12 protein-coding genes are annotated in these 13,895 nt (G+C 74.2%); 3 read left to right on the top strand and 9 right to left on the bottom strand.

Features of this window, described 5'->3' with window-relative positions; translation table 11 throughout:
• Window positions 1-58 precede the first annotated feature (58 nt).
• The 5 genes from ACH4SL_RS19525 to ACH4SL_RS19505 form a co-directional block, all read right to left on the bottom strand.
• Window positions 59-2,269: a copper resistance CopC/CopD family protein gene (locus tag ACH4SL_RS19525; protein ID WP_398447073.1), complete on the bottom strand. Its 2,211-nt coding sequence runs from the start codon at window positions 2,267-2,269 to the stop codon at window positions 59-61.
• A gap of 7 nt (window positions 2,270-2,276) precedes the next feature.
• Window positions 2,277-2,747 (bottom strand): copper chaperone PCu(A)C, encoded by a 471-nt coding sequence (locus ACH4SL_RS19520; RefSeq protein ID WP_398447071.1) that lies wholly within the window; start codon window positions 2,745-2,747, stop codon window positions 2,277-2,279.
• 38 nt (window positions 2,748-2,785) lie between these two features.
• The gene (locus ACH4SL_RS19515; RefSeq protein WP_398447069.1) at window positions 2,786-3,460 is read right to left on the bottom strand and encodes an SCO family protein; all 675 of its coding nucleotides are present in this window, start codon (window positions 3,458-3,460) and stop codon (window positions 2,786-2,788) included.
• Window positions 3,461-3,547: 87 nt separating this feature from the next.
• The gene (locus ACH4SL_RS19510) at window positions 3,548-4,348 is read right to left on the bottom strand and encodes a YcnI family protein (RefSeq protein ID WP_398447067.1); all 801 of its coding nucleotides are present in this window, start codon (window positions 4,346-4,348) and stop codon (window positions 3,548-3,550) included.
• A 385-nt stretch (window positions 4,349-4,733) separates the two neighbouring features.
• Window positions 4,734-5,504 (bottom strand): hypothetical protein, encoded by a 771-nt coding sequence (locus ACH4SL_RS19505; RefSeq protein ID WP_398447065.1) that lies wholly within the window; start codon window positions 5,502-5,504, stop codon window positions 4,734-4,736.
• A 241-nt stretch (window positions 5,505-5,745) separates the two neighbouring features.
• Between ACH4SL_RS19505 and ACH4SL_RS19500 the strand changes: the two genes are divergently transcribed.
• Window positions 5,746-6,237, top strand: coding sequence for an ATP-binding protein (locus ACH4SL_RS19500; protein WP_398447063.1), 492 nt, complete (start codon window positions 5,746-5,748; stop codon window positions 6,235-6,237).
• A 66-nt stretch (window positions 6,238-6,303) separates the two neighbouring features.
• On the opposite strand, the gene ACH4SL_RS19495 is transcribed toward ACH4SL_RS19500, so the two are convergent.
• Window positions 6,304-7,758: an aminopeptidase P family protein gene (locus tag ACH4SL_RS19495; protein ID WP_398447795.1), complete on the bottom strand. Its 1,455-nt coding sequence runs from the start codon at window positions 7,756-7,758 to the stop codon at window positions 6,304-6,306.
• A 99-nt stretch (window positions 7,759-7,857) separates the two neighbouring features.
• On the bottom strand, window positions 7,858-9,390 hold the full coding sequence (locus tag ACH4SL_RS19490) for a PP2C family protein-serine/threonine phosphatase (RefSeq protein ID WP_398447060.1): 1,533 nt from the start codon (window positions 9,388-9,390) through the stop codon (window positions 7,858-7,860).
• A 753-nt stretch (window positions 9,391-10,143) separates the two neighbouring features.
• Here ACH4SL_RS19490 and ACH4SL_RS19485 point away from each other — a divergent pair.
• On the top strand, window positions 10,144-10,836 hold the full coding sequence (locus ACH4SL_RS19485) for a bifunctional DNA primase/polymerase (protein ID WP_398447058.1): 693 nt from the start codon (window positions 10,144-10,146) through the stop codon (window positions 10,834-10,836).
• A gap of 493 nt (window positions 10,837-11,329) precedes the next feature.
• Window positions 11,330-11,563: a hypothetical protein gene (locus ACH4SL_RS19480; RefSeq protein WP_398447056.1), complete on the top strand. Its 234-nt coding sequence runs from the start codon at window positions 11,330-11,332 to the stop codon at window positions 11,561-11,563.
• A 426-nt stretch (window positions 11,564-11,989) separates the two neighbouring features.
• Here ACH4SL_RS19480 and ACH4SL_RS19475 read toward each other — a convergent pair whose 3' ends face one another.
• Window positions 11,990-12,973, bottom strand: a complete 984-nt coding sequence (locus ACH4SL_RS19475) for a DUF5926 family protein (RefSeq protein WP_398447054.1) — start codon at window positions 12,971-12,973, stop codon at window positions 11,990-11,992.
• Between the two features lie 107 nt (window positions 12,974-13,080).
• Complete coding sequence (locus tag ACH4SL_RS19470; protein WP_398447052.1) at window positions 13,081-13,737, bottom strand: ATP-binding protein; 657 nt, start codon at window positions 13,735-13,737, stop codon at window positions 13,081-13,083.
• Between the last annotated feature and the right edge of the window lie 158 nt (window positions 13,738-13,895).

Here is a 13,895-nt window from a genome sequence, read left to right as displayed (position 1 = left end):
CTGTGAGGTGCCGTGAGGCGACCCGGGATGTGCCCTGACCCGGGACGTGCTCTGCCGCTCAGGAGGTGATCTGTACGTTCCGCGTCACCGTCACCTCGTCGATGTCGGAGGTGCGCACGGTGAGCGCGAGCTGCCAGGTGCCCGCGAGCGGCAGCCGTACGCCGGTCGCGATCCAGTGCCCGGCCGTGAAGGCGCTGACCTTCGCCGGGAGCGGGCCCAGGTGCTGTGCGGGCAGGGTGAAGGCGAGCCGCACCTCGGGAGCCTTGATCGGCTTCCCCGCGGGGTCGGCCAGCTCCATGTGAATCTCCGCGTCCTGGCCGGCGCGCGGCGGGGCGAGGGTGAGGGACGCGGTGCCCTTGCCGCCCGCGCCGCCGGTGTCGAAGGGGATGCTCAGGCTGACCTGCTGCGGCGCGGTGGCCGCCGGGGCGCTCGCGCCGGGGGCGGCGGGCGCCTTGGCCAGGTTCTTCTGCTCCTCCGCGGCCCGTCCGGGCTGACTGCCGGTGAGGATCGTGGTGACGGTCAGCAGGACGACGGCGATGCCCGCCTCGATCAGCACCGAGCGGCGCAGCGCCACCCGCGCGGGGTCGGCGTCGCGCGCCTTCCGCTCCCTGGCCGCGGCCCGTACCGCCTGCTGCCTGCGCAGTTGTGCCGCCCGCCGCGGGTCGCCCCCGGCGGCGCGCTCGATGGTGCCGTCCGGGCCCGATTCCGCAGCCGGGGAGTCGCCCGTCCCGGCCGCTCCCCCGGCCGGCGCCGTGTCCGCGGTGTCGTCCGTGCCGCTCTGCGCGCCCTGGCCGGGCTCCTGGGCGCCTTCCACGCCCGCCGCGGCCTCCGGGCCGCCCGCGGCCGCGACGACGGCCTGACGGGGCGTCCGGCGCGCTTCCGCCCGCGCGTCCCGACCGGCTTCGCGCGCCTTCTGCCGGCCGACCTTCGCGGCCTTGTCCGCCTTGCCCACCTTGCCGGCCCTGCCCGCCGCCACCGCCGCGGGCACCGCCTCGCCGAGGGACCGCGTCCAGCGGCGGGAGAACCACGCCGTGCCCACGAGGCAGCACACCAGCCCGATCTTGACGAGCAGCAGTTGCCCGTAGGTGTTGTCGACGAAGGCGCGCCAGGTACCGATCTGCCGCCAGGCCTGGTAGGTGCCGGTGCCGACCAGCGCGGTGATCGCGGTCAGCGCGATCGTGGAGAAGCGGCGTACGGCGGCGCGTTCGAGTGTGGCCGCCGCGGAGGGCAGGCTGAGCGCGGTGAGCAGGGTGATCAGGCCGCCCAGCCACACCGCCATCGATACCAGGTGGACGACGTCGACCGGCATCGCCAGCTTGCGCTGGATGCCGACCGAGGCGTGCTCGGCCATCGCCCAGGTGGCGGCGATGCCCACCGCCACGACGCTGCCGCCGATGCCCAGGCCCCAGGCCAGGTCGGCGCGCTCCTCCGGGTCCTCGCGCTCGGTGAAACTGCCGAAGAGCACAGCGAGGAAGACCGCGGCGGCGGCGAGCAGCAGCAGCCGGGAGACCAGCGCGGCGCCCGGCCGGGTCTCCAGCTGGGTGCGGATCACGTCCAGGTCGAAGGCGTCGCCGAGCCCGGTGCCGTTGGCGTACGGGCCGCGCAGCATGATCAGCGCGATGGTCGCGGCGACCAGGGCGACCCAGCCGCCGGCCGCGAGCCGCTTCATCGGCCGCAGCCGGGCTCCCTGCGGCCAGCACACCGACAGGAAGACGCAGCCGCCGACCAGCAGCGCGAAGCCGCCGTACGCGACGTAGCGCGCGACACCGTAGAGCGTGCCCGCGGCGCCGCCGCCCACCGCGGCCTCCGCCGACACGTCGACGGTGGTCTTCGAGGGCGCGCCCACCGAGAAGGTGAAGGCGCCCGCGACCGGGTGGCTGTCCTGCGAGACGGCCTTCCACGCCACGGTGTACGTGCCGTTGCCGAGCCCCGTGCGCAGCCCGACGGTCGCGGTGGATCCGGAGTCCTTGCCGTCGGCGTGCGCAGGGGTGCCGACGGCGACGTTCACGCCCTGCGGGTCCAGGACGCGCAGCGAGTCGGCGGAAAGGAGGACGCCCTCGGAGAAGGTGAGCACCACCCGCTGCGGCGCGCTCTGCACGACCGAGCCGTCTGCGGGGTCGGTACGCAGCAGCGCCGCGTGCGCGGACGCGGGGGTGGCGGTGCCGAGCAGTACCGCGACGAGTGCGCCCAGCGTGGCGAGCACCGCCGCCGCGGCACGGCGCGGCATGAAGCGCCGTTCGTGCCGCCGTGCGGAAAGCCGTCTGTTCATGCGTGGATCAGCCCCTCGGGTCGTACGTCGTCGGCCGTACGGGCACGGTGACCGTGACCGTGGCGGGCGAGGCGTGGATGAAGTGGAGTCGCAGGGTGATCTGCTCGCCCACCGAGGGTTTGTGGGTGAGGCCTTCGAGCATCATGTGGGCACCGCCGGTGCCCAGGGCGAGTGTGCCGCCCGCGGGCACGGTGAGTGCGCTCACCTGGCGCATGGTGGTGCCGCTCGTGGTGTGCAGGGTGACGTGCGCGGCCAGCGGCGTGGTCACCGAGGTCAGCTCGGCGTCCGTGCCGCCGGTGTTGGCCACCGTCACGTACGCGGCGGCCTCGTCGGTGAGCAGCGGCTGGGGAATGTACCCGCCGCTCACCACGAGCCGCGCGCTGCCGCCCGGGTGCGAGCCGCTGCCGGAAGCCGATCCCGACCCCGAGCCGTGCCCGGCCAGGCCCGCCGCCGCGCCGGTCGCCGCGGCCACTGCCACGACCCCGCCTATTGCGCCCAGAAGTGCCCGCCGCCGCTTCACGGCGCCTCACTCCTGATGAGCTTGGGCAGGTCGTGGGCGTACTGCTGGGCGGTGGTGCCGGACATGTACAGCACGTGGGCCTTGTCGTCCTTGGGCCAGAAGGCCAGCACCTCGGCGCCGTGGGTGACGGTGATGCTGCCGTCCTTCTCCTTCACCGGCGGTGCGATGCCGACGCCGACCGACCGGGCGGCGTTCTGGATCGTGGTGAAGTCGCCGGTCAGACCGATGAAGCTCTTGTCCATCGCGCCCAGCCACTCGGTCAGCCGGGCCGGGGTGTCGCGGTCCGGGTCGGTGGTGACGAACACGACCTGCAGCTTTGCCTGGTCCGCCGCGGGCAGCTTGGACTTCGCCAGGGCGATGTCGCTCATGGTGGTCGGGCAGACGTCGGGGCAGTGCGTGTAGCCGAAGAACAGCAGCACGGGATGCCCGGCGGTCTGCTTGACCAGGTCGAACGGCTTGCCCTGGTTGTCGGTCAGGTGCAGTTGCGGCTTGTTGAAGGGCGTGTCGAGCAGCGTGCCGGGCTGGCTCGGCGCCGTGGACACGTCGGCCGCGGGTCCGGAGCCGGAGCCCGGGCCGGAGGCGTCGGAGCCCCCCGAGCCTCCGCAGCCGCTGAGCAGGAGGGCGCAGGCGGCGGCGAGGGTGACGGCGGCGGTCTTGACGGTGGTGCGCATAGGTGGTCCCCAGGGTGCGATGGCGAAGGCCGGGCGGCCGCGGGGCCGCGCTACGGGAACGCGGCCGCCCGGCGTATTGCGTGTGCGTCAGTCGGTGGCCGCGGAACTGCCGGACGCCTCCGCCGCAGCGGTACGGCGCCGTCCGGCGAGGATGCCGAAGCCGACGCCCGCGGCGCCGACGACGATCCCGGCGATGCCGAGGGCCCGCGCGGTGCCGTCGCTGCTGCTGCCGGACGACGCGGCCTTCGGCGCGGTCTTGTCATTGGCCGGAGCGGGCGCCGGCGTGCCGGTCGCGGGCGCCGCGCCGCTGTCGGTGGCTGCCGTCAGCTTCAGCGTGGGCGCCGGGTTCTGCGGCTCGGCCTGGCCGGCCTGCGGGATCTCGATCCAGCGGACGACGTCGCCGTTGTCGTAGGTCTGCAGCGTCTTGAACGACAGCGAGTCGGTGTCGGAGGGCAGCGGGCCGAAGGAGACCGGGAACTGCTGGAACTGCCCGGGCGCGATCTTCCCGCCGCTCCAGGTGATCTTGGTGACGGCCTGGTCGATCGTGCCGTCGTCGGTCTTGATCGGCGTCGTCAGCTTCGACTTGGTCACCTGCGCGGTCCAGCCCGGTACCGGCTGCAGGGACACCGACGCGATCGGGTGGTCGGTGGGCAGGTTGACCTCGATCTTCACGGTCGAGGCGCCGTCCTGCTCGTTGGGCACCTTGAAGGCGACCGTGGTGTAGCCGCCCTTGGCGGCGGCGGTCGGCTGCACGGTGACATGGGCGAAGGCCGGCACCGCGGCCAGCAGGACCGTCGCGCCGGCGAGGGCGGCGACGGTCGCGGCGCGGCCGCGCAGGCGGGACATGCCGGACGTGCGGGCCACGCGGGACGTGCGGGAAGTGCTCATGACAGGGCTTCTCCACGGTGAGGGATGCTGCGGACGGAAAGGCTGTGCAGGCGCGGCCGACGCCGTCGCAAAGGCGTGCACCGGGCGGGCGCACGGGCGTACGGAGCCGGTCGCCGCGGCAATGTGCGACGGGTTCGGGGCGTACGCGGGCGCGCCGCCGGGGTGCTGCTGCGGCGGCTACGGCACGGCGGACCCGCGCGCCGTCCGCCCGCCACCCGAGCCGTACCTGCCGCGGGCGCCGGGGCCGTCCGCGTCGTCACCGCCGGGCACGGCAGCTGAGGCACCGGAAGGTCCGGTGGCATCAGGAATGCCGGTAAAACCGGAGGAACGCGGATGAGCCCGGACAAACCGGGGTGAGGAAGAGGTGGGTGGAGCCGACGCCGCGTCAGGCCGCCAGTGCCACCGGGGGGCCGCGCCGGGCCAGCGAATGCCGCAGCAGCACCGTGCGCAGGGAGGCGCGCGGTGCCCTCTCGGTGCGTGGCGGGCCGTGCCGCGGGGCCCCGGCCAGGCCGGCGGTGAGCGCGGCCAGCAGCGCGTGCGCGCGGCGTACGGCGGTGGGGCTGAAGCCGGTGAGTTCCGCCGCGCCGCGGACCGACAGCCTGACCAGCCGCCAGAGCGCGGCCTCGCCGCGCCGCAGCAGCCAGCCCGCCACCACGGCGGCCAGCAGGTGCGCGAGCAGCATCGGCAGCGAGCACAGCGGCAGCGAGGCCAGCACCGAGCGCGCGGTGAGGCCGGCGGGCGGCGCCATTCCCGGCATGCCCGCGGTGTGCGCCGCGTGCGGGCCGAGGCCCGCGGCGGACACGATCTGCTGCGCGGACTGCGGGGTCAGCGCCGCCGCGTGGGTGCCGCACACCAGCCGGGCGGCCACGGTCAGCAGCCCGCCGTCACCGCCACTCGAAGGAGTGAGCCCCGGCGTGGCGCACATCTGGCCCGCGCCGAAGACCATGTGCAAGGTGAGCTGCCCGGCGGCCAGGCTCGCGGTGATGCCCGGCAGCGTGCGCTCCCGGCCCGCCAGCGGCGCCACGACGGCGACGACCCCCAGCCATCCCAGCGCCAGCGACCAGCCCGGCACCGGGGTGCCCGAGGCCAGTGTGTGCCCGGCGGCGGCCAGCACGACGCAGACCGCGGCAAAGAGCGCGGCCCTCAGCAGTCGCATGCCGGCGCCTGCGCGCACAGCGAGGGCGGGGGTAGCCATGACGGCCGACATCTTCTCACCACGCGCCTCATCCGTGAACAAGGGGGTGTCCGGCTCGCGGTGGTGTGTCCGGCCGCTTTTACACCCGTATGCCGGGCGCGGGCATCCGCCGAATGAGCGGTATCACGTCAACACCGCGCTTACGGGGTGGCCTTCGCGGCAATACGTAGTCGTATGTCGAGCCGCAGCCAGGAGGCTGAGCATGAGCATCTGGTGGTCACTCCATTTGCGGCGCGAGGCTGCGAGCGTTCCGCTCGCCCGGAAGCTCCTGCTGGGCACGATGGAGACCGCCGGGGTGGACCCCGACATCTCCTTCGACCTTTCGGTGGCACTGTCCGAGGCGTGCGCGAACGCCGTTGAGCACGCCGGAACGGCGACCGGCTACTGCGTCACCGCCCACATCGACGGTGACTGCTGCCGGATCGAGGTCGCCGATTCCGCGCCTACGACCTCCCGCGACCGCACGACCGTCTTCGAGCACGCACCCGACCTCGACCGCAAACCCGACTGGGTCCTGCACCCCGCCCGCCCACTGCCGCACCGCGCGCAGTATGCCGAGCACGGGCGAGGGCTCATCCTGATCGAAGCGCTGGTGGACCATGTGCGCTTCCACGACCGCCCCGGCGTCGGGACGGCCGTGTCCTTCGACAAGGTCCTCAAATGGCGCGACGACGCCCTCCTCAAGGCGTCGTGACACCGTGAGGAGGGCGTCGGGGGGACGTACCCCGCGAGGCCTCGCGGGGCAGCTTCTCCGGGCCTGCTAGCCGCGCAGCCCGGCCATCCAGGACTCGACCTCGGCCGAGGCGCGGGGCAGGGCCGCGGACAGATTGCGGTTGCCCCCCGCCGTGACGAGGATGTCGTCCTCGATGCGGACACCGATGCCGCGGTATTCCTCCGGCACGGTCATGTCGTCCGCCTGGAAGTACAGGCCGGGCTCCACGGTGAGCACCATGCCCGGCTCCAGCGTGCAGTCGACGTACGCCTCGGTGCGCGCGTGCGCGCAGTCGTGGACGTCGATGCCGAGCATGTGGCCGGTGCCGTGCAGCGTCCAGCGGCGCTGCAGGCCCAGTTCGAGCACCCGCTCGACCGTGCCCTCCAGCAGGCCCCACGCGACCAGGTGCTCGGCGAGCACGCGCTGGGCGGCGTCGTGGAAGTCGCGGTAGGCGGCACCCGGCTTGACGGCCGCGATGCCCGCCTCCTGCGCGGCGTACACCGCGTCGTAGATCTTCCGCTGGAGCGGCGTGAAGCTGCCGTTGACCGGCAGCGTACGGGTCACGTCGGCGGTGTAGAGGTGGCGCGTCTCGACGCCCGCGTCCAGCAGCAGCAGATCGCCGGAGCGCACCGGGCCGTCGTTGCGCACCCAGTGCAGCGTGGTGGCGTGCGGGCCGGAGGCGCAGATGGAGCCGTAGCCCACGTCGTTGCCCTCGACGCGGGCGCGCAGGAAGAAGGTGCCCTCGATCCAGCGCTCCGAGGTGGCCTCGGCCTTGTCGAGCACCTTGACGACGTCCTCGAAGCCGCGGGCGGTCGAGGCGCAGGCCTGCTCCAGCTCGGCGATCTCGAAGTCGTCCTTGACCAGGCGCAGCTCGGACAGGAAGACGGTCAGCTCCTGGTCCCGCTCGGCGGTGACCTTGTCGGTCAGCGCCGCCTCCACGCCCGCGTCGTGGCCGCGCACGACCCGGACCGGCCCGGTGGCCTCGCGCAGCACCTCGGCGACCGTGCGCACGTCGCGGCAGGGCAGGCCGAGCAGTTGCTCGCCCTCGGCCAGGCTGTTGCGGCGGCCGACCCACAGCTCGCCCTGGCCGTGCAGCCAGAACTCGCCGTTCTCCCGGTCGGAGCGCGGCAGCAGGTAGGCGGTCGCCTCGTGGCCGCCCTCGGCGAGCGGCTCCAGCACCAGGACGGCGTCCTCCGTCTGGTCGCCGGTGAGGTGGGCGTATTCGGTCGCGGCGCGGAAGGGGTAGTCCGTGTCGTTGGAACGGCGGCGCAGATTGCCGGCCGGAACCACGATGCGCTCACCGGGGAAGCGCGCCGACACCGCGGCGCGCCGCGCGGCGGTCTGCCGCGCCTGCGGGATCGGCTCCAGGCCGCGCCGCTCGGTGTCCGCCCAGCCGGACTTCATGACGGCCGCCAGCTCGTCCGACACCGCCGGATACAGCCCGTTCTTGCGCTGCTTGACCGGCTTGTCCGCAGCGGCCTCGGGCTCCTGCGCCCCCGCGATCTCCTGCTCTTCCCCGTTCGTGCCCCGCTGCCCGTCGGCCTCCGTCACGTCCCTGCCTCCTCAAGATGAACCTTTCGTCCATCGTAGGCGGGGGGTGTGTCAGTCGAAACGGGCCACCAGCAGCACCAGGTCCTCGGCGCCCGCGGTGCTGTCCAGGCCGCCGGGCAGCACGGCCCGCAGCAGGTGGTCGGCCAGCAGCCCGGGATCCTCGCGTACGGCGCCGGTCGCGCTCTGGGCGGCCGCGTGGACGCGCGCGACGGCCCGGTCGGCGCAGTCGCCGGTGCGGTGCAGCAGCCCGTCCGTGAAGAGCACCAGGCTCTCGCCGGGCCGCACCCGCAGCTCGACGCCGGGCGCCTCCCAGCAGCTGAGCATGTTCAGCGGCGCCGACAGCGAGGTCTCGACGAATTCGCAGCGGTGGTCGCCGACCAGCAGCGGCGGGCAGTGTCCGGCGCCCGCGAGCGTCACCCGGCGGCTCCCGGCGGACTGCGGGGCGCTCACATGGCCGAACAGCGCGGTCGCGGAGCGGGCCGGTTCGGTCAGCCGCAGCAGCAGCTCCAGGTCGGAGAGCACCGCGACCGGGTCCTCGCCCTCCATGACCGCGTACGCCCGCAGCGACGCCCGCAGCCGGTCCCGCGCGGCCACCGCGCCGGGACCCGCGCCCGTGACGCCGCCCACGGCCAGCCCGAGCGCGCCCTCGGGCAGCGGCAGGGCGTCGTACCAGTCGCCGCCGCCGCGTGGCCCGCTCTGGTGCCGTACGGCCATGCGCACGCCGGGGACGCGCGGCAGCCGGGCCGGCAGCATCTCGGCGGACAGGGCGGCGGCGTCCCGCCGGGCCCGGGCCAGGTCCAGACCGCGGGCGAGGTGCTCGGCGGCGTACCGCACGTACATTCCGGCCAGCCGGCGCTGCCGGGGGGTGGGCTCGGCGGGCTCGTCGTAGAACCACACGACCGCGCCGAGGCGGCGGCGGGCCGGTCCGGCGGCGCGGAGGGCCGGGGCGCCCGCGGACGGAGCGGCGGCGGTTGCGGATGCGGCGGGGCCGGTTGTGGAGAAGTCGCGGAAGTCTTCGGCGGCGCCGTCGCCCGGGAAGGTCGCGGGGCCGGCGGGCTCGCGGTCGGCTGCGGAATATGCCGCGCCGTTTGCAGAGGAAGCGGCTGAATCCGGTGAGGGTACGGTGTCGCCTTCCGGCCTCGCGGCGGGACGGTCGACGGCGAGCGCGAGCCCGTAGGCGGCTGCCAGGCCGAGCTGCGCCGCCACCTCGTGGTGCCGCTCGCGGGCGCCGGGGCCCTGCCGCAGGTCGGGGTGCGCGGCCTCGTCGGCGCCGGTCGGCACCGCGCCGAAGCCGACGGTCTCCAGGGCGCCCAGGTCGCAGTGCCCGAGGCCGTGGCCGACGGTGGTGTCGGGGCCCAGGTCGTCGGCGGGCGCGAGTGTGGCGAGGCCGCGCCGGGCGCCGACCAGGGCGCACCCGGCCAGCGCGACTTCGCGCAGCGCGTCGTCCAGCAGGGCCGTTCGGGCCAGCCGTTCGGTCAGCTCATGAAGCAGCGACAGGTCGCAGGACCAGGACACCAGCCCGTCCTGAAGCGCGGGAGCCAGTCCGGGCGGGGTGCTTTCCGGCAGGCCGGGGGCGGTTTCCACGGCGGGCGCGGTCGCCGCGGCGGGGACCGCGGGCACGGAAGAGGGCGCCGCGGCAGGCGCGGCCGCCGCGAGGGCGGACGAAGGCGCGGTAGTGGCAGGCGCGTTGGGAGTATGCGCCGCGGTGGGTCGCCGTGGCTCGCTTCCGGCCACTTTTCTGACCCGGGAGGGGTTCACCGCCCGCGACTTCCGGGCAGAGAACGAAGGGTGGGGCAATCCGAGCTTTTCGCCCGCGCAGGGCGGAGCACTCGCATGATTAGCATCGCAAACCCCCATGTGTGCTGCGCCGCTGTCAAGGACCCCACTTCTACACGGGCGATCGTGGGCATGTCCAGGATTGTCCCGATACCAGGAATGGTGTCGGGTCCCTTGCGTCCGCCGTGCCCGACGGCATACGTTGGCCGAAAAGAACCACCCCCGCCGTATGCGCGCTGTCGACTGATCCAAGCCAACAGCGCGTCATATTGCGGGCGATGGGTAGGAACCCGATGTCTGGCTCAAGCGTCGTAAGTACGTAATCAGTTGACGGCCGACCCAACCCGAGTGGCAGGGGTGCTGGGCCCGAAGTGAGCCACGAACGAGTGGGTCACGATCAGGGCACCGCGAAGTGCCAAGCGCCCTATTCGCGCTAACCTCCGCCACGTTCCACGCTCGGCTGGCGGCGGCGTGTTGCGCTGCCTCGCAAGCGGTGTGCTCGACAAGTTACGTTGTGTAATGGGCAGATCCCTGGGCGTTAACGGAAAGGAACGAGCGCTGATGCGCGAGATCCTCGGAAGGCGACGCAAGCTCTCACTACAGCGAAAGGAGCGGACCGCGTTGCTCAACGCGGCGCTCACTTACGCCGAGCAGTGGCGATGGCGTGTCGTGCCCGGCGTCGGGTACGACGGGCGCGGAAGCTGGCGCGCGGCAGGAGCGCAGCCGTGCGCCTGCGCACGCCCCAACTGCCCCGTACCCGGGGCGCACCCGCTCGACCCCGGACTCCTGGCCGCGACCCGTGATCCGCGCATGGTGCGCTACTGGTGGACCAGCCGGCCCGACGCGCCCGTCGTGGTCGCCACCGGCGACCGCGTCTCGGCGGCGAGCCTGCCCGCCGTGGCCGGTGCGCGCGCCGTGGAGGCGCTGGACGCCATGGGCGTACGGCTGGGGCCGATCGTCGCCACTCCGACGCGGTATCAGCTACTGGTCGCTCCCTACTCGCTCGCCGACCTCGGCGAGATCCTCGACAGCCACGACTGGGTCCCCGCGTCCCTGCGCTACCACGGTGACGGTGGCTACGTGGGCCTTCCGCCGTCCAGCAGCAGTGCCGGCCAACTGCGCTGGGTACGCCCGCCGCAGCCCGACGAGCGCACCGGCGGCCCGCAGCCGTGGCTGCCGCAGATCGGCACCCTGATCGACGCCCTGGTGCGGGCGGGCCGCAGCATGCCGGGCAGTGACCGGCTGACGTACTGACGCCCCGGCATTCCGCGGGGCAGGGCTGACGGGGACTCAGCCCGCTCGGGTTCGCGGAGGCGTGCCGGACGGAGCCGTTCGAGCCGTATGCCTCGGCACATTGCCGCGGCGTACGGCTCCGCGCGCCGGGGAATGTGACGGCGCGGCAATGTGCCGGGTGATCCGGCGTTCTTTACGTGCTCCGCACGCGGGGAGCGTCCTTACGCGCTCCGCACGCGGGGCGGCGTACGGTCCGCTGTACGGCCACGGTGTGTGTGCGTCGGCGTGCAGGGGACGGCGTACGGCCGAGGTCCCGCGGACCCCGCCGGAATCCCTCGTACGGGTGAACGCGGTTCCCGCCGTCACTCGTTCGGGCAGCGACCGGCCGCGGGAGACCTGGCCCGTGGCACCGGACAGGCGGGAGGCTCCGCACATGGCCGCTATGTTCTCTTTCGTGGCACATTGCGTCGTGGGCAGGCGCGGCGACCGGGCACGAGGAGGAGGGGAGCGGCGGATGGCAGCGCACCGCCAGGCGGCACAGGACCCCGGCGACCGGCTGCGGCTGATCGCGGCCGCGAGCGTCGCCGCACTCGCCGTCGTCCTGCCGCTGGCCGCGGTGACCGCCGACCACCACGACGCCGCCCCGCGCCGCCAGGCCGGCCACAGCACTCCCCGCGACGCGCCGGACGCGAGCCGGACCGGGGGCTCAGCGGACGGTTCGGCGGGCGGCTCGGCGCGCGGCGACTGACGGGCGCGCAGCCCCGCGTGCGGCCCGATCCGGAGGATTCCGCGGCGGTGCGGAAGGTGGGCTCCGGCGCCGCTCGGGTGCCGCTCCGGATGCCGTCCGCGGCATCGCCCGCGGGCTGCTGACCTGGGGCAGGACATGGAAAACCCGGTCGCTGACGACGGGGGATGCATCAGCGACCGGGCTGACTAAACGGTAACAAGACTTCGTCCGATCGCAAATTCCCCCCAAGCGGAGGCGCCGCCGAATCCTGGGGATTCTGCGGGAGTTGTGACCGGAATCACTGACCAACCGCTCAGTCGGATGCGGTGCGCCACCGTCCGGCGGCGCCGCCGACGTGGGGGCCGGTGTCCGGCTGGACCCCGGCCCAGTCGCGGCGGGCCGCGTCGCGGCTCAGGCGCAGCCGCAGGCTCAGGCTCAGGCTCAGGCTCAGCTCAGCGTGATCTGGCGGTTCATGAAGCCGCTGCGGGCCCGCCGCTCCTCGGCGGTCAGGGGCTCGGTGCGGGCCAGGGTCTCCAGCAGGCGCTCGCCGAAGGCGGCCGCGGGCTTCTCGACCTCCTCCGCGCCCATGCCCAGCGGCAGGTCCCACACCGGCACGGTCAGGCCGTGCGCGCGGAAGGAACCGACGAGCCGGGTGCCCTCGCCGAGCGAGGACGCGCCCGCGACGTGCAGCCGGGCCATCGCGTCGAGGAGCGCCTCCTCCGGGTGCGGCATGACCCACCGCAGGTGGTTCTTCTCCGGCGTCTCGCACCAGTACGCCGCGTCGACGCCGTTCAGCCGCACGGTCGGGATCACGGCCTCGTTCGCGCGCTCCAGCGACGCGGCCACCTCGCCGGTCGCCGTCTCCGCGTCCTCCAGCCAGAACTCGAAGCCCGAGTGCACCTCCGGCACGAAGGGCGCGTCCGGGTCCAGCAGATCCTGCAGCCGCGGCCCGTCGGGGGCGGTCCTGCGGCCCTCCACCGGGTTGCCGGGTTCGGCGGTGAGCGCGCGGGACAGGGTGTCGGCGAGGTCGCGGCTGATGTCGCCGGAAGCGGTGTCGCTCTGCAGGCCGAGCAGCACGGCGCCGGTGTCGCGGCGCAGCCCCGGCCAGGCCATCGGCAGCACGGTGCCGAGCGTGACGGAGGGCACGCCGTCGGGCAGCGGCGCCTTGAGGGTGAGCGGGGCGGTGGCCGCGGGCACGAGTTCGCGCAGCGCCACCCAGTCGCATTCGCCGGACAGGCCCTCGAAGGGGCGCTTGACCAGCTCGGTCACCGCGTGCGCCGCCTCCCGGCCGTGGCAGGCCTTGTAGCGGCGGCCCGATCCGCACGGGCAGGGCTCGCGCGCGCCGACCACCGGCACTGCCGCGCCCTTCGCGGTCCCGGCCGCCGGTGCGGCCCCCTTGCTCCTGGTGGCGGTCGCGCGCTTCTTGGCCATGGCTCGGTCTCTCCCGGTGCGGCGTTGTTCCCGGCCGCGAGCCTAGCGCCCGGCGGCCCTCCGCCCGACCACGACGGGCGGTGCGGCAGCGGCCGGGTCGGGCGCGGTCAGCTCAGGTCGTCCAGGGACTCCGCCAGGTCCAGCGGGAGGCCGAGGGGGACTCCGCGCGGCAGGCCGATGCCCGTACCGCCCAGGGCGAGGTCGTCGCGGCGGGCGTGCCTGCCCCGGACGGGCAGGAGGGCCCACACGGTGACCTCGCCGGGCGCGTAGTCGCCCACACCCCAGCGGAGCGCGAGGCTGCCGACGATGCCCAGGCCGCGGCCGCCGTGAGCCGTCAGGGAGGGGCTGGAAGGGCGCGGCCTGGTGGGTCCGCCGCCGTCCGTGACCTCGATCTTGAGCAGCCCGTCGTCCCCGACCGCCCACCCGGCCCTTATGCCGCCGTCCGCATCCTCCGGACCGGCCTCACCGGTGGCTGCACCCGAGCTTCTGCCGGGAATCCCGGGACCTGCGGCCGTACCCGGGCCCCTGCCGGGGATCACGGGCATCGCGCTCTCCGCCGTATCGCCCAGCGGGCGGGCGTGCCGGCACGAATTGCTGAGCAGTTCGGAAAGGATGAGCACCGCGTCGTCCACGACCGGCTCCGGCACGCTCTGCGCGTACAGATCCCGGCGCATGCACCTGCGTGCCTCCGCGACGCCGCCAGGACCATGGGGCAGGGCCATGGTCGTGGACGTCGGCACCTCCTGTGCGACCATCAACGACACCCCCGTGACCTCCTTCACCCCACGCCACGGGATGGATGCCCTCTGGGGCTGGACCGGAAACAGGCCAACCGCGATCTATTGACGCACTCCTTACGTCCCGGCAAAAGCCCCTGCGCCACATGTAGGGAAAACCCTGCGTCCGCGCGCGCCGCGCGCCC

The sequence above is a fragment of the Streptomyces sp. NPDC021020 genome, assembly GCF_044333285.1.
In the GTDB taxonomy this organism is placed as follows: Bacteria; Actinomycetota; Actinomycetes; order Streptomycetales; family Streptomycetaceae; genus Actinacidiphila.
Note: the sequence above shows the minus strand (reverse complement) of the source record. Positions and strands in the feature narration are given on the sequence as shown.